18 protein-coding genes and 1 pseudogene are annotated in these 12,517 nt (G+C 60.3%); 10 read left to right on the top strand and 9 right to left on the bottom strand.

Features of this window, described 5'->3' with window-relative positions; all coding sequences use genetic code 11:
* Both NKK50_RS10375 and NKK50_RS10370 read left to right on the top strand, forming a co-directional pair.
* Positions 1 to 1,335: a dicarboxylate/amino acid:cation symporter gene (locus NKK50_RS10375; protein WP_023669669.1), complete on the top strand. Its 1,335-nt coding sequence runs from the start codon at positions 1 to 3 to the stop codon at positions 1,333 to 1,335.
* Positions 1,336 to 1,470: 135 nt separating this feature from the next.
* Entirely contained in the window at positions 1,471 to 2,052 is a 582-nt protein-coding gene (locus NKK50_RS10370) for a histidine phosphatase family protein (RefSeq protein ID WP_023669670.1), read from the top strand.
* A 22-nt stretch (positions 2,053 to 2,074) separates the two neighbouring features.
* Here the strand turns inward: NKK50_RS10370 and NKK50_RS10365 are convergent, their stop codons facing one another.
* Positions 2,075 to 2,827: a pseudouridine synthase gene (locus NKK50_RS10365; RefSeq protein ID WP_023669671.1), complete on the bottom strand. Its 753-nt coding sequence runs from the start codon at positions 2,825 to 2,827 to the stop codon at positions 2,075 to 2,077.
* A gap of 148 nt (positions 2,828 to 2,975) precedes the next feature.
* On the opposite strand from NKK50_RS10365, the gene NKK50_RS10360 reads away from it, so the two are divergent.
* A complete protein-coding gene (locus tag NKK50_RS10360; protein ID WP_023669672.1) occupies positions 2,976 to 3,137 on the top strand; it encodes a hypothetical protein in 162 nt (53 codons plus the stop codon).
* Between the two features lie 28 nt (positions 3,138 to 3,165).
* Positions 3,166 to 3,375, top strand: coding sequence for a DUF768 domain-containing protein (locus NKK50_RS10355; protein ID WP_023669673.1), 210 nt, complete (start codon positions 3,166 to 3,168; stop codon positions 3,373 to 3,375).
* Between the two features lie 89 nt (positions 3,376 to 3,464).
* On the opposite strand, the gene NKK50_RS10350 is transcribed toward NKK50_RS10355, so the two are convergent.
* The gene (locus NKK50_RS10350; protein WP_023669674.1) at positions 3,465 to 3,923 is read right to left on the bottom strand and encodes a hypothetical protein; all 459 of its coding nucleotides are present in this window, start codon (positions 3,921 to 3,923) and stop codon (positions 3,465 to 3,467) included.
* 190 nt (positions 3,924 to 4,113) lie between these two features.
* On the opposite strand from NKK50_RS10350, the gene NKK50_RS10345 reads away from it, so the two are divergent.
* The gene (locus tag NKK50_RS10345; RefSeq protein WP_023834292.1) at positions 4,114 to 4,377 is read left to right on the top strand and encodes a DUF982 domain-containing protein; all 264 of its coding nucleotides are present in this window, start codon (positions 4,114 to 4,116) and stop codon (positions 4,375 to 4,377) included.
* Between the two features lie 60 nt (positions 4,378 to 4,437).
* Positions 4,438 to 5,037 carry an SOS response-associated peptidase gene (locus NKK50_RS10340; protein ID WP_023834291.1) on the top strand — a complete coding sequence of 200 codons (600 nt, stop codon included), beginning with the start codon at positions 4,438 to 4,440 and terminating at the stop codon, positions 5,035 to 5,037.
* 509 nt (positions 5,038 to 5,546) lie between these two features.
* Here the strand turns inward: NKK50_RS10340 and NKK50_RS10335 are convergent.
* On the bottom strand, positions 5,547 to 5,876 hold the full coding sequence (locus NKK50_RS10335; RefSeq protein WP_023687386.1) for a patatin-like phospholipase domain-containing protein: 330 nt from the start codon (positions 5,874 to 5,876) through the stop codon (positions 5,547 to 5,549).
* A 479-nt stretch (positions 5,877 to 6,355) separates the two neighbouring features.
* On the opposite strand from NKK50_RS10335, the gene NKK50_RS10330 reads away from it, so the two are divergent.
* Positions 6,356 to 7,102 (top strand): Crp/Fnr family transcriptional regulator, encoded by a 747-nt coding sequence (locus NKK50_RS10330; protein WP_023687384.1) that lies wholly within the window; start codon positions 6,356 to 6,358, stop codon positions 7,100 to 7,102.
* Between the two features lie 397 nt (positions 7,103 to 7,499).
* Here the strand turns inward: NKK50_RS10330 and NKK50_RS10325 are convergent, their stop codons facing one another.
* From NKK50_RS10325 to NKK50_RS10310, 4 genes and pseudogenes are all read right to left on the bottom strand, one after another.
* Positions 7,500 to 7,784, bottom strand: coding sequence for a PilZ domain-containing protein (locus tag NKK50_RS10325; RefSeq protein WP_084566741.1), 285 nt, complete (start codon positions 7,782 to 7,784; stop codon positions 7,500 to 7,502).
* Between the two features lie 154 nt (positions 7,785 to 7,938).
* Positions 7,939 to 8,181, bottom strand: a complete 243-nt coding sequence (locus tag NKK50_RS10320) for a DUF982 domain-containing protein (protein WP_023687383.1) — start codon at positions 8,179 to 8,181, stop codon at positions 7,939 to 7,941.
* Complete coding sequence (locus tag NKK50_RS10315; protein WP_023687382.1) at positions 8,181 to 8,411, bottom strand: hypothetical protein; 231 nt, start codon at positions 8,409 to 8,411, stop codon at positions 8,181 to 8,183. The genes NKK50_RS10320 and NKK50_RS10315 overlap by 1 nt, the downstream gene beginning before the upstream one ends.
* A gap of 200 nt (positions 8,412 to 8,611) precedes the next feature.
* A pseudogene (locus tag NKK50_RS10310) lies at positions 8,612 to 9,322 on the bottom strand (NADP-dependent oxidoreductase); the annotation flags it as partial.
* On the opposite strand from NKK50_RS10310, the gene NKK50_RS10305 reads away from it, so the two are divergent.
* On the top strand, positions 9,245 to 9,475 hold the full coding sequence (locus NKK50_RS10305; protein ID WP_156935977.1) for a DUF3072 domain-containing protein: 231 nt from the start codon (positions 9,245 to 9,247) through the stop codon (positions 9,473 to 9,475). The pseudogene NKK50_RS10310 and the gene NKK50_RS10305 sit on opposite strands and share 78 nt — an antisense overlap.
* Before the next feature lie 377 nt (positions 9,476 to 9,852).
* Here the strand turns inward: NKK50_RS10305 and NKK50_RS10300 are convergent, their stop codons facing one another.
* Positions 9,853 to 10,005 (bottom strand): GNAT family N-acetyltransferase, encoded by a 153-nt coding sequence (locus NKK50_RS10300; RefSeq protein WP_352496840.1) that lies wholly within the window; start codon positions 10,003 to 10,005, stop codon positions 9,853 to 9,855.
* Between the two features lie 529 nt (positions 10,006 to 10,534).
* Entirely contained in the window at positions 10,535 to 10,720 is a 186-nt protein-coding gene (locus tag NKK50_RS10295) for a Y4oE-related protein (RefSeq protein WP_023687381.1), read from the bottom strand.
* A gap of 58 nt (positions 10,721 to 10,778) precedes the next feature.
* Between NKK50_RS10295 and NKK50_RS10290 the strand changes: the two genes are divergently transcribed.
* Both NKK50_RS10290 and NKK50_RS10285 read left to right on the top strand, forming a co-directional pair.
* On the top strand, positions 10,779 to 10,988 hold the full coding sequence (locus NKK50_RS10290) for a hypothetical protein (protein WP_023672260.1): 210 nt from the start codon (positions 10,779 to 10,781) through the stop codon (positions 10,986 to 10,988).
* 135 nt (positions 10,989 to 11,123) lie between these two features.
* A complete protein-coding gene (locus tag NKK50_RS10285) occupies positions 11,124 to 11,315 on the top strand; it encodes a hypothetical protein (protein ID WP_031202512.1) in 192 nt (63 codons plus the stop codon).
* Positions 11,316 to 12,517: the final 1,202 nt, after the last annotated feature.

Genomic DNA, 12,517 nt, shown 5'->3' with positions numbered 1-12,517 from the left:
ATGCAGCCAGCATTCGCTGCCGCCGAACCGCGCGGCAAGCTACCCTTTTACCGTCATCTCTACGTGCAGGTCCTGACGGCGATCGCGGCCGGCATCCTGCTCGGTCATTTCTATCCCGAACTGGGTGCTTCGCTGAAGCCGCTCGGCGATGCCTTCATCAAGCTGGTCAAGATGGTGATCGCGCCGGTCATCTTCCTGACGGTGACCACAGGCATTGCCGGCGTCTCCGACCTGAAAAAGGTTGGCCGCGTCGCCGGCAAGGCGATGATCTATTTCCTGGTCTTTTCGACCCTGGCGCTGGTCGTCGGCATGGTCGTCTCCAACGTCGTCCAACCGGGCGCCGGCATGCACATCAATGCGGCGACGCTCGACCCCTCGAAGGTCGCCACCTTCACCGAGAAGGCGCATGACACGACCATCGTCGGCTTCCTGCTCAACATCATCCCCGACACCATCACCGGCGCCTTCGCGCAAGGCGACATCCTGCAGGTGCTGTTCTTCTCGGTGCTGTTCGGCATCTCTCTCGCTCTGGTCGGCGAGCGCGGCCGCCCGGTCGTCGATTTCCTGCAGGCGCTGACCTCGCCTATCTTCCGCCTGGTCGCCATCCTGATGAAGGCCGCCCCCATCGGCGCCTTCGGCGCCATGGCCTTCACCGTCGGCAAATACGGCATCGGCGCGATTGCCAACCTCGCCTTTCTGATCGGCACCTTTTACCTGACGTCGCTGCTCTTCGTGCTGGTCGTGCTCGGCGCTGTCGCTTGGTACAACGGCTTCTCGATCCTCGCCTTGATCCGCTACATCAAGGAAGAGCTGCTGCTGGTGCTCGGCACCTCGTCCTCGGAAGCCGCTCTTCCCGGCCTGATGGCCAAGATGGAGCGCGCCGGCTGCAACCGCTCGGTGGTCGGCCTGGTCATCCCGACCGGCTATTCCTTCAACCTCGACGGCACCAACATCTACATGACGCTGGCGGCGCTGTTCATCGCCCAGGCGACCGATACGCCGCTCACCTATGGCGACCAGATTCTGCTGCTGCTGGTTGCCATGCTGAGCTCCAAGGGTGCCGCCGGCATCACCGGCGCCGGCTTTATCACGCTGGCCGCCACGCTCTCTGTCGTGCCTACGGTACCCGTTGCCGGCATGGCGCTGATCCTAGGGGTCGACCGCTTCATGTCGGAATGCCGGGCGCTGACCAACTTCGTCGGCAATGCAGTGGCGACGATCGTTGTGGCGCGCTGGGAAGGCGAACTCGACCAGACCAAGTTCGCCGCCGCCATGGCCGGCACATTGTCCGAGGAAGCCGACCTGGCGCTGTCGGGCGATCTGCAGCCCGCTTGACCGCTCCGGGCACTGACGTTTGAGCACAAGGCCGCAGCCGATTCGGTTGCGGCCTTTCCTTTTCCGCCTGCACGTGGCTGGCGCTGGCCGGGCCCTCCCGGGTAGGGTGCGGACGTAAAACCGAAAGGCCGGCGCATGAGCAATCCGTACCCCGAAATCTACCTCGTCCGTCACGGCGAGACGGAGTGGAGCGCTTCGGGAAAACACACCGGCCGCACCGACATACCGTTGACGGCAAAGGGCGAGGCGGCAGCTCGCGGCGTGGCAGACCGGCTCAAGGATCTGTCCTTCCAGGCGGTGTGGTCGAGCCCGTCGCAGCGCGCCTTCAGCACCTGCACGCTTGCCGGCTTCGGCGCTGCTGCCGTCAAGAAGGACGACCTGCAGGAATGGGACTATGGCGCCTATGAGGGCGTTAAGACCAAGGAGATTGTTGTGCAGCGCCCCGGCTGGCAATTGTTCCGTGACGGCTGTCCCGACGGCGAGTCGGTAGCGGATGTTGGCGCCAGGGCCGACAGGATCATCGCCGGGCTGCGGGCAATCGAGGGCAATGTGCTGGTGTTTTCAAGCTCGCATTTCCTGCGCGTGCTGGCCGCGCGCTGGCTCGGTCTGCCACCCGAAGGCGGTGCGCACTTCGTACTTGATACCGCGAGCCTCAGCATCCTCGGCTATGAGCACGATCTGAGCGAGCCGGTGATACGCAGGTGGAACCAGAAGTAGGGTTTCGCGGCAAGCCTGCCTCTTAACGCGCGAGCACCGCCAATTCCTCCGATGTCAGATGCCGCGCCTTGCCCTTGGCGAGTTCGCCGAGCTGCAAACCGCCGATCGCCACCCGAACCAGCCTCAGCACCTCGATATCGAATGCCCCGAGCAGGCGGCGGATCTGGCGGTTGCGGCCCTCGTCGAGCACGATTTCCAGCCAGGCAGTGCGGCCGCCGCTGCGCAGCAGTTCGATCGAACTTGCGGTCAGCAGTTCGCCGTCGACGATCGCTCCGTCGCGAAAGCGCGCCAGCATCGCTTCGTCGGGCGCGGTGCCGATCTGGACATGATAGGTCTTGGCGACATGCGAGGCCGGATCGAGCAGGCGGTTGGCCCAGCGCGTGTCGTTGGTCATCAGCAACAGGCCTTCGCTGGCCTTGTCGAGGCGGCCGACCGGCGACACGAAAGGCAACTCCAGTTCCACCAGGCAGTCATAGACGGTGCCACGATCCTGCGGGTCATCGCGCGTGGTGACCTGTCCGCGCGGCTTATTGATCATCAGGTAGACTTTTGCCTCGCCGACGATCTGCTCGCCGTCGACAGCGATGCGGTCGCGGCCGAGATCGACACGCAGCGACGGATCGCGCACCACCTTGCCGCCAACCCGCACGCGCCCTTCGGCTATCAGCAGCTCGGCCTGCTTGCGCGAACACAGGCCGAGTTTGGAAAGCGCCCGGTTCAGGCTAACGCCTGCCTTGGCGGCCTGGTGTCGGGCGATGTCTGGTGGCCGTGCCATGTCCTGCTTGCCATCCCAATGATCGGCATCGACAAATGCCACGCCCCGCATTGGCTTCGCAACCTGCCGCGGCATCAACATCACGGGTCGCGGGAGCGGGGCTGTTCTCAAATACGATGTGTCAGGGGGTCGGGCTCAACAGCCCGCCATGGAACGCTGCCCCGCGACGGACGTTGTTGCCGACGAGCGATTTGTCGCGAAAGGCACCGCCATGAAGAAAATCTACCAAAAGCCGACGCTCGTGAAGCGAGGCAGGCTCACCAGCCTGACGGCTCAGATCGTCGCTTCTGGGGTCATTCTGGGGGAATGATCCCCCAGATAAGGGAAGGGATAAATCGATGAGCGAGCGCGGCGTTGATTTCCTGCAGGGCTGGATCCACGAGCACCTGCCGGGCGAACTGCCTGCCGACAAGGCAACGGCTCGAACCCTAACCACGCGAGCTGCCCTGGATGCTCGGCATTTAGGCCTTGAGGTCAGCGAGATCGAAGAGGATCTCGGTCCGCTGGAACGGGTGATTTTCGAGGCGCTGGATCAGCCCGATATCTGAGCCCCCGATATGAGCCCATTGCAGGCGATATTGGCCCATCGCCATCCTGGCGGGGGCTTTTCCGTGATGGCATCCGTGGGTGCGCAGCCCTAGGCAGCCCGCGCAGCTGACGCTCCCCGTGCCGGCGGCAATTCGAACACAGTGGCGCCGTTCTCTCGGCCGCGTTCGACATAACCGATGACACGGAACCATTTGCCGACGTCGGCCCGCTGCAGCCAGCTGCGCGAGTGGATGGGAAGGTTGCCGGCCAGCGCCTGAATGTGGCGGATGTGGCGCCTGCAGAAGCGGACCGTCGCGGCGCTGAAGAAACCCTCCTGCGCGGCAAACAGCGTGTCGGCGGCGTCGCTGTTCTCGTGCCAGGCGACGATCGCCACCGTCTTGTCGCCCTCGACCAGCGCGTGCGCTCGGCCTTCCTTCAAATTCATCATCAGATTGTCGTAGGCGACCTTGCTGTCCTTGCCGGCGGCCACATACTCGTCCGACATCCGCGTGGACAGATCACGGAAGACACTTTCGAGATCGCCGATCGTAGCTGCGCGTGCTCGCATTTCTCCTCCTGCAGCCCCGGCAGGCAGTTTGCCCTAGGTGGAGGGGATCACCAAGCAAAGCGAATCCGCCATTTGGCCGATGGGCGCAAAGTGATTTCATTGGGCGGGTTTATTGCGTTGGCAAATCGCTCCCGTGGAACCGAACTTGCCTCCCCCGAATTGACTCGCGATCGCGTTCGGGAGGGGAAGCATGCAAGATCAGCATTTCGATGAGCCGGTTCGCGTGGCGCTTGGCAGGTCCAGAAACACGATCTACAAGGTGGAGCGTGTCGCGCAGGCCGCTGACATCCTCATGAACCGATGGCCCGTGAAGACAGGCGGCTATCACGTCGCCGCCCGTAAAGCCTGCCTTGGCGTTCTGGAAGGCCTTCAAGAGGCGCGCTATGCCCGCGCCGCCTTCGTCAACGCGGCGATCGAGCCCGATATACTGCTCGAGCGCGACCGCGAGGGTTGAGCGGTCCATCGCCTCTTTGTTTGGCGTGAGGTAAACTGGCAGACCGGTCGGGAGCCTTCCATGTGCAACGACTATGAGCAGCATATTCTCTGGGCTGAATATTGCCGGATGCTGGAGTCGCTGGCACTCGAGATCCCGACCCATCAGACCGAACTTGAACTGCCGCGGGTTGATGACATCCATATCAACGATCCAGCCCCGATCATGCGCGCCGCCGGCGACACTGGCGTTGTTGAACTGACGTCGATGACGTTTGGATTTCCGCCGGCCGGCCCGAAAGGCGGACCAGTGTTCAACTTCCGCTCCGAAGGCCGGCAATTCGCCGGCAGCAAACGCTGCCTCGTGCCGGCATCCGCCTTCTTCGAGTTCACGGGCACGAAGTATCCGAAGGCAAAGCATCGCTTCACGCTCAACGGCTCGCCGTTCATGGCCATCGCAGGGCTTTGGCGTGAAGCTGCCGGCAACAAGCCGCCAACCTTCACCATGCTGACAACCGAGCCTGGACCGGATATTGCGCCCTATCACAGTCGGCAGGTCGTGGTGCTTCGGCCCGGCGATTGGGCGGCTTGGCTCAGTCTGACCAAGCCGGAAGCCGAACTGCTGCAGCCGCTTCCAGCCGGCTCGCTGCGCGTGGAGACCGTGCGCCCCGAAAGTTCATAACTCGGTTGCGCAGGCTTGCCGGCACAGCCGGCAGGCCGAAATCAGGAATCCGTCGGTGCGGCGCCAGGAAGTCAAGCCCTTGATGTTCAGAGAAAACTGGTGCCCAGAGGCGGAATTCAAGTGAAGAAAATCCCGTTTTGCTTTCAGATACTTAGGGGAATGTTTCCGCATCTGCTACCAACATAAATACCAACAAAATATTCCTGTGGATTGGTTCGGTTCCTGCTATTTCTCTCAATGCCTTGCACCTGCACCTTGTCTCTTCCGGTTGAGTATACATCCTTCTTGGTCATACCTCATCATGTGGGGTCGAGTGAAGACCACGGCTGGCCAAGACGACTTAATCAGAACGGATGGCCATTGCGCCCAATATCGGGATCGCTTTAGGCGGTTTCTGAAAGCCGACATCGTGCGAAGAACAGGTGGCTATTTACGGGTCCTGAGACCTTGGCCCATACACCGCTTTGTAGGGTGGACGCGGCGCAGCGAAAAGCGCCGCCAGCCGTTCCTCATGTTGCTTGACCAGTGAGGCAGCAATAAACAGGTAACTCTGCGGCGGACCGGGTGTAGTCGTCGAGGTCGATCGGATTAGACTTCATAGGTGCTCCGTCGACGCGTAGTAGACGGTCTCGTCCTACCAGCAGCCCAGCTTGGCCCAGTGCATTCTGGCTTTGCAGGCGCATGGCGGCAGAAATGATCTCGCGCCAGTGCCTGATACCGCCCTTGGCGATTTGGCCCTTGGTGAAGGCGAACTCCAATTCAACGCAGCCGAGAGACAGGATGTCGATTTGATGTCGGTCAATTGCGTAGCAGGCCATGGCATCGACCAACGCTGTCATATAACTGGCATAGTAGGATCGGCGCCTCGGGGGTGCCGGGCCACATCCCACCCGCTTGGGCCGTCCCCAAGTCTGATATCTGTCAGGAGAGCCACAACTCGCTCCGGCTCACGACCGAAAGTCCCAATCGCTTCAAGGCCCCTTAAGCCGGCGACCACCTCGAACCCGGCCTCCCGGAGAGTTCTCGACGTCTCCACGAACAGCACGGAACCCGATGACATTGAAAGCCTGCTTCGTGCGCCCCAACAGTTGAACGGCTGCGAACTCTTAAGGTTCCTGGCGCGCAATAGCACTCGTTAATCCGGTGGAAAGCAGGTTGTGATCCAGCCGTTTCGAACAGGGTGCGGCAGGCGAAAAGGATTGAGGGCAGCTGAACTTTGCCCGCATCATCGACGCACTGACCATTGGCCTTCGTCTCCCTAGGCAGCGGGAACATTAGCGCCAACTAAAAGTTGAGAGCAAACACGAACAGGTTCTTGATGGCACATGATCCTTCTTTCAAAATGTTGATCCGCAAGCTCCAAGCCATCTCGGAACTCGCAGAATCAGACATTGCGACCTTGGGGAACATCTCGATTCAGGAGAAGAGATATCAGGCCAACGAAGACATTCTGCGCGAGGGCGATAAGCCGAGCCTTTCCTTCGTCGTTCTTGACGGCTTGATAGGGTCGACCAAACTAACCGGGGAGGGCAAGCGTCAGATATCCTCCTTTTTTGTTCCGGGCGACATTCCCGACCTGCATGGTTTGCATTTGTCGGTCATGGATTGCACGTTCACCCCTCTGATGCCCTCTCGAGTGGGCTTCATGCGGCACGACGATCTTCGCGCCATTTGCGACCAGCACTCTTCGATAACGAGAGTGTTTTGGCGCTCCACTGTGATCGATGCGGCGATCTATCGAGAGTGGGTCACCAACGTCGGAAGGCGCGACGCCTACTCGCGTATGGCTCACATTCTTTGCGAACTTATTGTCCGCCTTCGCTCGGTCGGTCGCATTGAAGATCATGTGGCCTATCTCCCGATAACGCAGGCTGCACTTGGCGACGCACTAGGCCTCTCCTCCGTGCACGTGAACCGAGTGCTTCAGGACCTTCGACGCGACGGTCTGATATCTACCCTTGGCTCGCGTTTTCATGCGCCCGACTGGGCAGGGCTCGTTCGCGCCGCAGATTTTGACTCTACCTATCTGCACGATAAGGCTGCGCAGACGGGTGCCGGTTTCTGAGAATGCTGGGTCGCTCATGATGCATTGAGCCAACCCCTCGCGATCCTTGAAACCGAATCTGCTGTAGAACCCGCATTCCAACAGGAATGTCGATCACTGCTTGAGAACTGGACCGCAGACTTACCTAGTGACGGCATGGCTTCCCAAAGCTACGACCTGAGGAAGGAACCCGCCGAAAGCGGGACGGTGTTTGATGTCTTCACTGGGTACCCCCGCAGCGCGTGGGCGTCTGGCTAACTATCTGGACGAGGAATATTCCCGTGATCTTCAGCCTTCTGACCATGTCGACCTGAAGCGAAGGTTCGCCGGGGGGTAACCTCTAAAGTATGACTGCCATGGAACACGTGTGGAGCGCCGGAGTCCAAATTCCCGAGTCTGTGCATCCCGGGCATCCGCTTTAGCCATAGTGGAGACGCGGCTTTGGCAACGTTCCTGTAAATTGAACCCCAATTCGGTCGTTCCTGCGCCACCGCAGGACTGCTTGGTAGGCAACGCCGTCGGTCGGCACGTAAAGCACGAACCGCTCAGGGACACGCGATTCCACCGGGACTTTGAGCTCAGCTCCGCCACTGTTTTGGTTCCGAATGGTGCAACTGATCTCGGAGTTTGTAATTCCGCTGATGATTGAGGCGCCTTTAAGCACCCGCTGCCTCCGTTCGCGGCGATGCTCTTCATCAACCATGTGACCTCCATCGGTCACCCCCCGGCCCTATGGTACGCCCACCGGCGAACAACTGTCCATCTGGGGCGTCGCTCGGTAGCCGGACGGCATAGATGCCCGTTGCCGGTGAATTCGCAACGCGAACAGACCCGAATGGTCTCGTCGTATAGCGTTGTTAATCCGGCAGCAGCATCTCCTCTTCATCAGCCGCGGCTTCGAACAGCAGCCGGAAGTCATTACCCGGCATTTTGCCATCCATCGCAGATAGGCAAGCCTCGGCCGCCAGCCGCCACTTGGGGCCACGATTGGACCACTTTAGGAGCTCCTCGGCGGCGGCATCAACCCGGTTGACACCAAGGAGAAGCCCCGGGCGCTCAGTCTTCACATAAACTGGAGGGTTGAACCAACGGTGGGGCATCACGCCTCTCGAACGTCAAAGGCGATGAACAGTCCGCAAACGGAGGCTGATTTGACGATCATTTCGACTAACTGGCAGTCAGTTTCGAGAAGATCGCCGCCGCGCTCACGGACCGCTACAATGGTCGCTTTGACGGAAATAATGTCGCCGGGTTGAGAGCCCAACAGGACCTCGCGGACCAGCTCCTTGGCCGTTTGCTGCGTAGGCCGAACAGGTGCTTGAATGTCCATCCCATCCTCCCAGAGAGATAGAACCTCATCAGCTATTCTGTGGGTCACTTTCCGAAAAAGGCAAGAGTCGGAAACGTACAAAGCAGGTTCCCGCAAACACCGCCCTACGATGGCTAAATCCCTCGAAGGCGCTGATTTGCACCTCACCGTGTCAGCTGCCGACGCGGCCATAAGGAGAGAGGACCCGCCTCCCCAAATTCTCACGGACGAACGCGGATAACCGTCTTTCCTGCACGTCGGTCCGTTGAGTTGAAGGTGCCGATGGCATCATCCAAGCTCGAAACCTTGCCAATGTTCGTCCGCAGTCGTCCATCGCGGATCCGCTGCACTATCTCAGAAAGCTGGGGGCGATCAGCCTCGACGACGAAGTCAACGGTCAGGCCATCGGCAGGTCGAATGTCCGTTGGTCCAACGACTGTGACAAGGATACCTCCGGCCCGGACGAGCGTTGCGGATCGCTTCTGGAAATCGCCGCCGATGACATCGAACACCAGATCGACGCCGCCTACATCTTCAAGCGTGTCTTTTGCGAGGTCGAGGAATTCATTTGCACCGAAGTCGAGCGCTTTCTGGCGGTCGGCGGCCCGCCCGGTGCCGATCACATAGGCTCCAGCCTCCCTGGCAAGCTGCGCCACCATCGAACCGACGGCACCGGCAGCGCCATGCGCGAGAACGCTCTGCCCGGCCTTGATGCGGCCATGCTGGAACAGCCCCTGCCATGCAGTTAGGCCGGAGATCGGCAGGCTAGCGCCCACCGTAAAGTCGACATCGCCGGGCAGCGGCGCGAGGTTACGGGCCTCCATGGCAACATACTCGGCGAGGGTGCCGTCGCGATGCCAGTCCGCGAGGCCGAACACCCGCTGACCTATAGAAAGCCCCGTGGTGCCGTAGCCGAGCGCAGTGACCACACCAGATGTGAGCAGGCGGGCGACGACAGAAGCTACGCCGAAGATCTAAGCAAAGCCGAGGCCTCGAAGCGAATCGACGCGCTAAGAAGCCCGCCCAGACTCTCTCTGCAATCAAAAAAAGAGTTGTCCTCGCTCCCTGTTCTGTCATCGCAATGAAGGACGACATCTTCGAGCACCCGCAGCACACCTGTCGCATGGAAAAAGCTGTAGGCGTTTATAGGTGCTTGGGGAATCCGCCGTTTGTTTGCGTTGTGGAGCGGGACAAAGCAAGTTACTCACTCAGGCTGGCTACCGTGAAGCGGGGCACCAGCCCGACTTCCACGCGTTGCCGTGGGAAGCTGAACACAGGGCCGTCAAAGAAAGGCAAGGTGGACGCGACGGCGCTCGCTGAACGCATTCGGGCGCCGGCTGCGTTCGCGTTCACACCCGGCGCTATGTCGCTTCTAGGCCCGCTCTGTCGCTACTTTGTGCGCAGCATATTGTGGGAACTCTGCCTCGGCCCACGCACTCAGTGGCTGACCAGAACGAGCGCATCATCGGCCTAACCGTTTAGGCTGTAGAATTTGTGTGTGCGCTCGTATCGAGATGCGGGTGATGTCGCAGCCGAAACGCGCTGCTTCCTTCTCGATCCGCCCCATCAGTTTGGCGCCGATACCAGCACTGCGCATCTCGGCGTCGACAACCACATGGTCGGCCTACGCCCACTTTCCGCCCATACCCGGTTTGCTGATAGAACGGGTAGATAGCCGCGATCTCTTCGAGCTCCATGGCTGAGTGTCGATGCCTATGTCGGCGAGGTGATGAGTGCGGCCTTGCCGCCGAACACCAGCCCCAACTGGGCAGTCGCATCGCTCGACATTACGGGCGATGCAGCCACTGCGAAGGTCGAGGACGAATTTGGAACCACAAGGTTCACCGGCCGGCGGCAAAGGGTCCGGCCTTTCCTTCCTAGTGTGACGTGGCCCTGAAGGCTGCCAAGTTGTTCCTGCCTCACTGATCCAGTTCAAGCGGATCGTGATCTGGTTGCTCGTGCCACATCACCTGGCGGAAATCGCGTTTGTCGACCTGCTGACCGCAGATCGGGCATGCGTGAAATCGATAGTCACCGTCCTGCGGTTGGTGTGGCTTGCCGGGGATAGGCGGTCCAAGGTCGGCTATTCTAGCCATGCGCGACCGAACAAGATGCTGCGGCAAAGTTCCGTCAGTTTGGTTTTCTCAGTTGGGAAAGACATCGCACCAAAAGCGGTAGTCATCTGGTCGACCGTCGAAATGCGCCTCCAAAGCGCAGTGCGCCACGGCGGTCGGTGCTTCCATCCCATAAAGTTCGATCGCAGATTGAGCGGCCTGATCTCTGTCGACGAGATTGGCAATCTTCAAAGCGGCGAACTCAGCGCTCCGCATCGCGAGCCTCCGTGGACCAAATATTCCCAACACCTAAGGGTGACTATATGATCCCCTCATGGCAACTCTGCGGTACGACGAAAGGCAGGAACCGGATGGGACGTGGACGGTATTCGACGTGTTCACCGGGCTGCCGGCTATTGTAGCGGGCCACCCATCTGTCGACCTTCCCGACATGGAGTATGCCGAAGAGCTGGCCGCCATCCTGAATGCCAACGACCTGAAGCAGAGGCTATCTCACGGGAGGTTCCCCGGAGGGTTCGCCTGACCGAAGTGGCATTAGCCCCCGGTCGTATTGCCCATCCAGGTTGGTTCGTCCGATCCGAACAAGCAATTTGTTATAGATCTACCGGCTACGACGGTTTTAAGTCGACTCGCCATTGCTTTTCGTAGGGAGGACGTGATGGGCAACGTGGTGCCAATCTGCAAGGCCGCGCCTTGCGTGGAAGTGGTCGGAGCCAGTGGCGAATGGGTCGTCCGCGTCATTGAAACTGACCAGGAAATTTCACGCTCATTCGCCCTGGAATCGTTCGCACTGGCCTTCGCGGAAGGCCAGCGGATACGCCTGCATCTCGACAAGGTTGTGCGGCTTTAGGACCCTCCTGCGGCTGGGTACCCTCAGGGCCGCGACGGTGATGGCCGATTGTTCCATTGCTGGTGAGGCTTGCGGTGTGACGTCTCTGTCGTCCGCCCGCGCGGCCGGAAGGGCGGCAGGCTTTTTATTGGTTGAGATCGAGCGGCTCGTGATCGGGCTGCTCGTGTCACATCACCTGCCGGAAGTCGTGGCGGTCGACCTGCTGGCCGCAGATGGGGCACGCATGGAAATGCTCCGGCCAGTCAGCGTCATGTGGCTTGCCGGGCTTAGGCGGTCCAAGGTCAACAATTTTCGTCATCACCAACGAACACGGCGACCCGGCAAAAGTTCCGGGGGGGTGTGTGCATGCGTTCGAAGGGCTGACAACAAGACCCCCACGTCGGAAGGTGAATGATGATCGCGACGCTAGCCTAGCCATTCCCCAACGGCTCGGACAAATCCGGTTCCCGGCGGCGTTCCCGTCGTTCTTCAAGGAACAGCTTGGTGTGCTCGTCCCACTCAAGGGGCGTTGTCCCGCGCTCTTGACGAAACTTTCCAAACTCCTTGCGCAGGTCGGCAAGGTCCGAAGCCCAAAGATGCTCACTGCTTCCGGGGTTCGACAAAGCGCTCACCAGTTCCGTCCGCTCTCTCGGAATTAAGTTGGCTTCGCGGTTGAGCCTTCAAGGTGGCATTGCGAGATAATTTGCTCGTTTGCTAATATGCCTATATCTTAGGCAGAGTGGGGCCTCACAAGCACCCCCCAACTGCACCGGCCATGTCCCACGGCGGGGTATGGTCTTTGCGCCCGGCAATCTTTTCAAGAGCTTCCGTGAAGCCTGATGCAAATTTGTTGCTGCTGCGAGCCGCACCCCCCGTTTGGCGGAGCTTCGTATATCTCTCGCTTTACGACGATCTTATCCGAAGTGATTAGGCGAGCTAGGCGCTTCAGCGAGCTGCCACTACCTCGTAGGCGTCCAAAGCTTCTTGGTGTGCCGATGCCGAAAAGCAACCCAGCGGCCGGTCCATAAACGGCCAGCAAGTCGAAGTCCTGGCCTCCATCCGTAGGATGGGTCGACGAGCGGGTCGAACAGTGGCGCGCGCGCCCCCGAGAGGAAGAGGGAATGTCTTATAACGGAGCGTCCGCAAGTGTCGGACGCTGACCGGGCTGCCCAGCGCAACCCTGCTGAACCCGACGCTTTGGTGTCACTTCCAGGTATACCCTG

Origin of the sequence: Mesorhizobium sp. M0001 (genome assembly GCF_040324255.1) — a bacterium.
Lineage (GTDB): Bacteria > Pseudomonadota > Alphaproteobacteria > Rhizobiales > Rhizobiaceae > Mesorhizobium.
This window is presented reverse-complemented; position numbering and strand designations above follow the sequence as displayed.

What these genes read in the sequence shown, in the direction of transcription:
- NKK50_RS10365 (WP_023669671.1), bottom strand. Translation starts at nt 2,827, where the DNA reads ATGGCACGGCCACCAGACATCGCCCGACACCAGGCCGCCAAGGCAGGC.
- NKK50_RS10335 (WP_023687386.1), bottom strand. Translation starts at nt 5,876, where the DNA reads ATGACAGCGTTGGTCGATGCCATGGCCTGCTACGCAATTGACCGACAT.
- NKK50_RS10295 (WP_023687381.1), bottom strand. Translation starts at nt 10,720, where the DNA reads ATGCGGAGCGCTGAGTTCGCCGCTTTGAAGATTGCCAATCTCGTCGAC.
- NKK50_RS10360 (WP_023669672.1), top strand. Translation starts at nt 2,976, where the DNA reads ATGGAACGCTGCCCCGCGACGGACGTTGTTGCCGACGAGCGATTTGTC.
- NKK50_RS10345 (WP_023834292.1), top strand. Translation starts at nt 4,114, where the DNA reads ATGCAAGATCAGCATTTCGATGAGCCGGTTCGCGTGGCGCTTGGCAGG.
- NKK50_RS10340 (WP_023834291.1), top strand. Translation starts at nt 4,438, where the DNA reads ATGTGCAACGACTATGAGCAGCATATTCTCTGGGCTGAATATTGCCGG.
- NKK50_RS10330 (WP_023687384.1), top strand. Translation starts at nt 6,356, where the DNA reads ATGGCACATGATCCTTCTTTCAAAATGTTGATCCGCAAGCTCCAAGCC.
- NKK50_RS10350 (WP_023669674.1), bottom strand. Translation starts at nt 3,923, where the DNA reads ATGCGAGCACGCGCAGCTACGATCGGCGATCTCGAAAGTGTCTTCCGT.
- NKK50_RS10370 (WP_023669670.1), top strand. Translation starts at nt 1,471, where the DNA reads ATGAGCAATCCGTACCCCGAAATCTACCTCGTCCGTCACGGCGAGACG.
- NKK50_RS10320 (WP_023687383.1), bottom strand. Translation starts at nt 8,181, where the DNA reads ATGCCCCACCGTTGGTTCAACCCTCCAGTTTATGTGAAGACTGAGCGC.
- NKK50_RS10315 (WP_023687382.1), bottom strand. Translation starts at nt 8,411, where the DNA reads ATGGACATTCAAGCACCTGTTCGGCCTACGCAGCAAACGGCCAAGGAG.
- NKK50_RS10290 (WP_023672260.1), top strand. Translation starts at nt 10,779, where the DNA reads ATGGCAACTCTGCGGTACGACGAAAGGCAGGAACCGGATGGGACGTGG.
- NKK50_RS10325 (WP_084566741.1), bottom strand. Translation starts at nt 7,784, where the DNA reads ATGGTTGATGAAGAGCATCGCCGCGAACGGAGGCAGCGGGTGCTTAAA.
- NKK50_RS10355 (WP_023669673.1), top strand. Translation starts at nt 3,166, where the DNA reads ATGAGCGAGCGCGGCGTTGATTTCCTGCAGGGCTGGATCCACGAGCAC.
- NKK50_RS10305 (WP_156935977.1), top strand. Translation starts at nt 9,245, where the DNA reads ATGCCAGTCCGCGAGGCCGAACACCCGCTGACCTATAGAAAGCCCCGT.
- NKK50_RS10375 (WP_023669669.1), top strand. Translation starts at nt 1, where the DNA reads ATGCAGCCAGCATTCGCTGCCGCCGAACCGCGCGGCAAGCTACCCTTT.
- NKK50_RS10285 (WP_031202512.1), top strand. Translation starts at nt 11,124, where the DNA reads ATGGGCAACGTGGTGCCAATCTGCAAGGCCGCGCCTTGCGTGGAAGTG.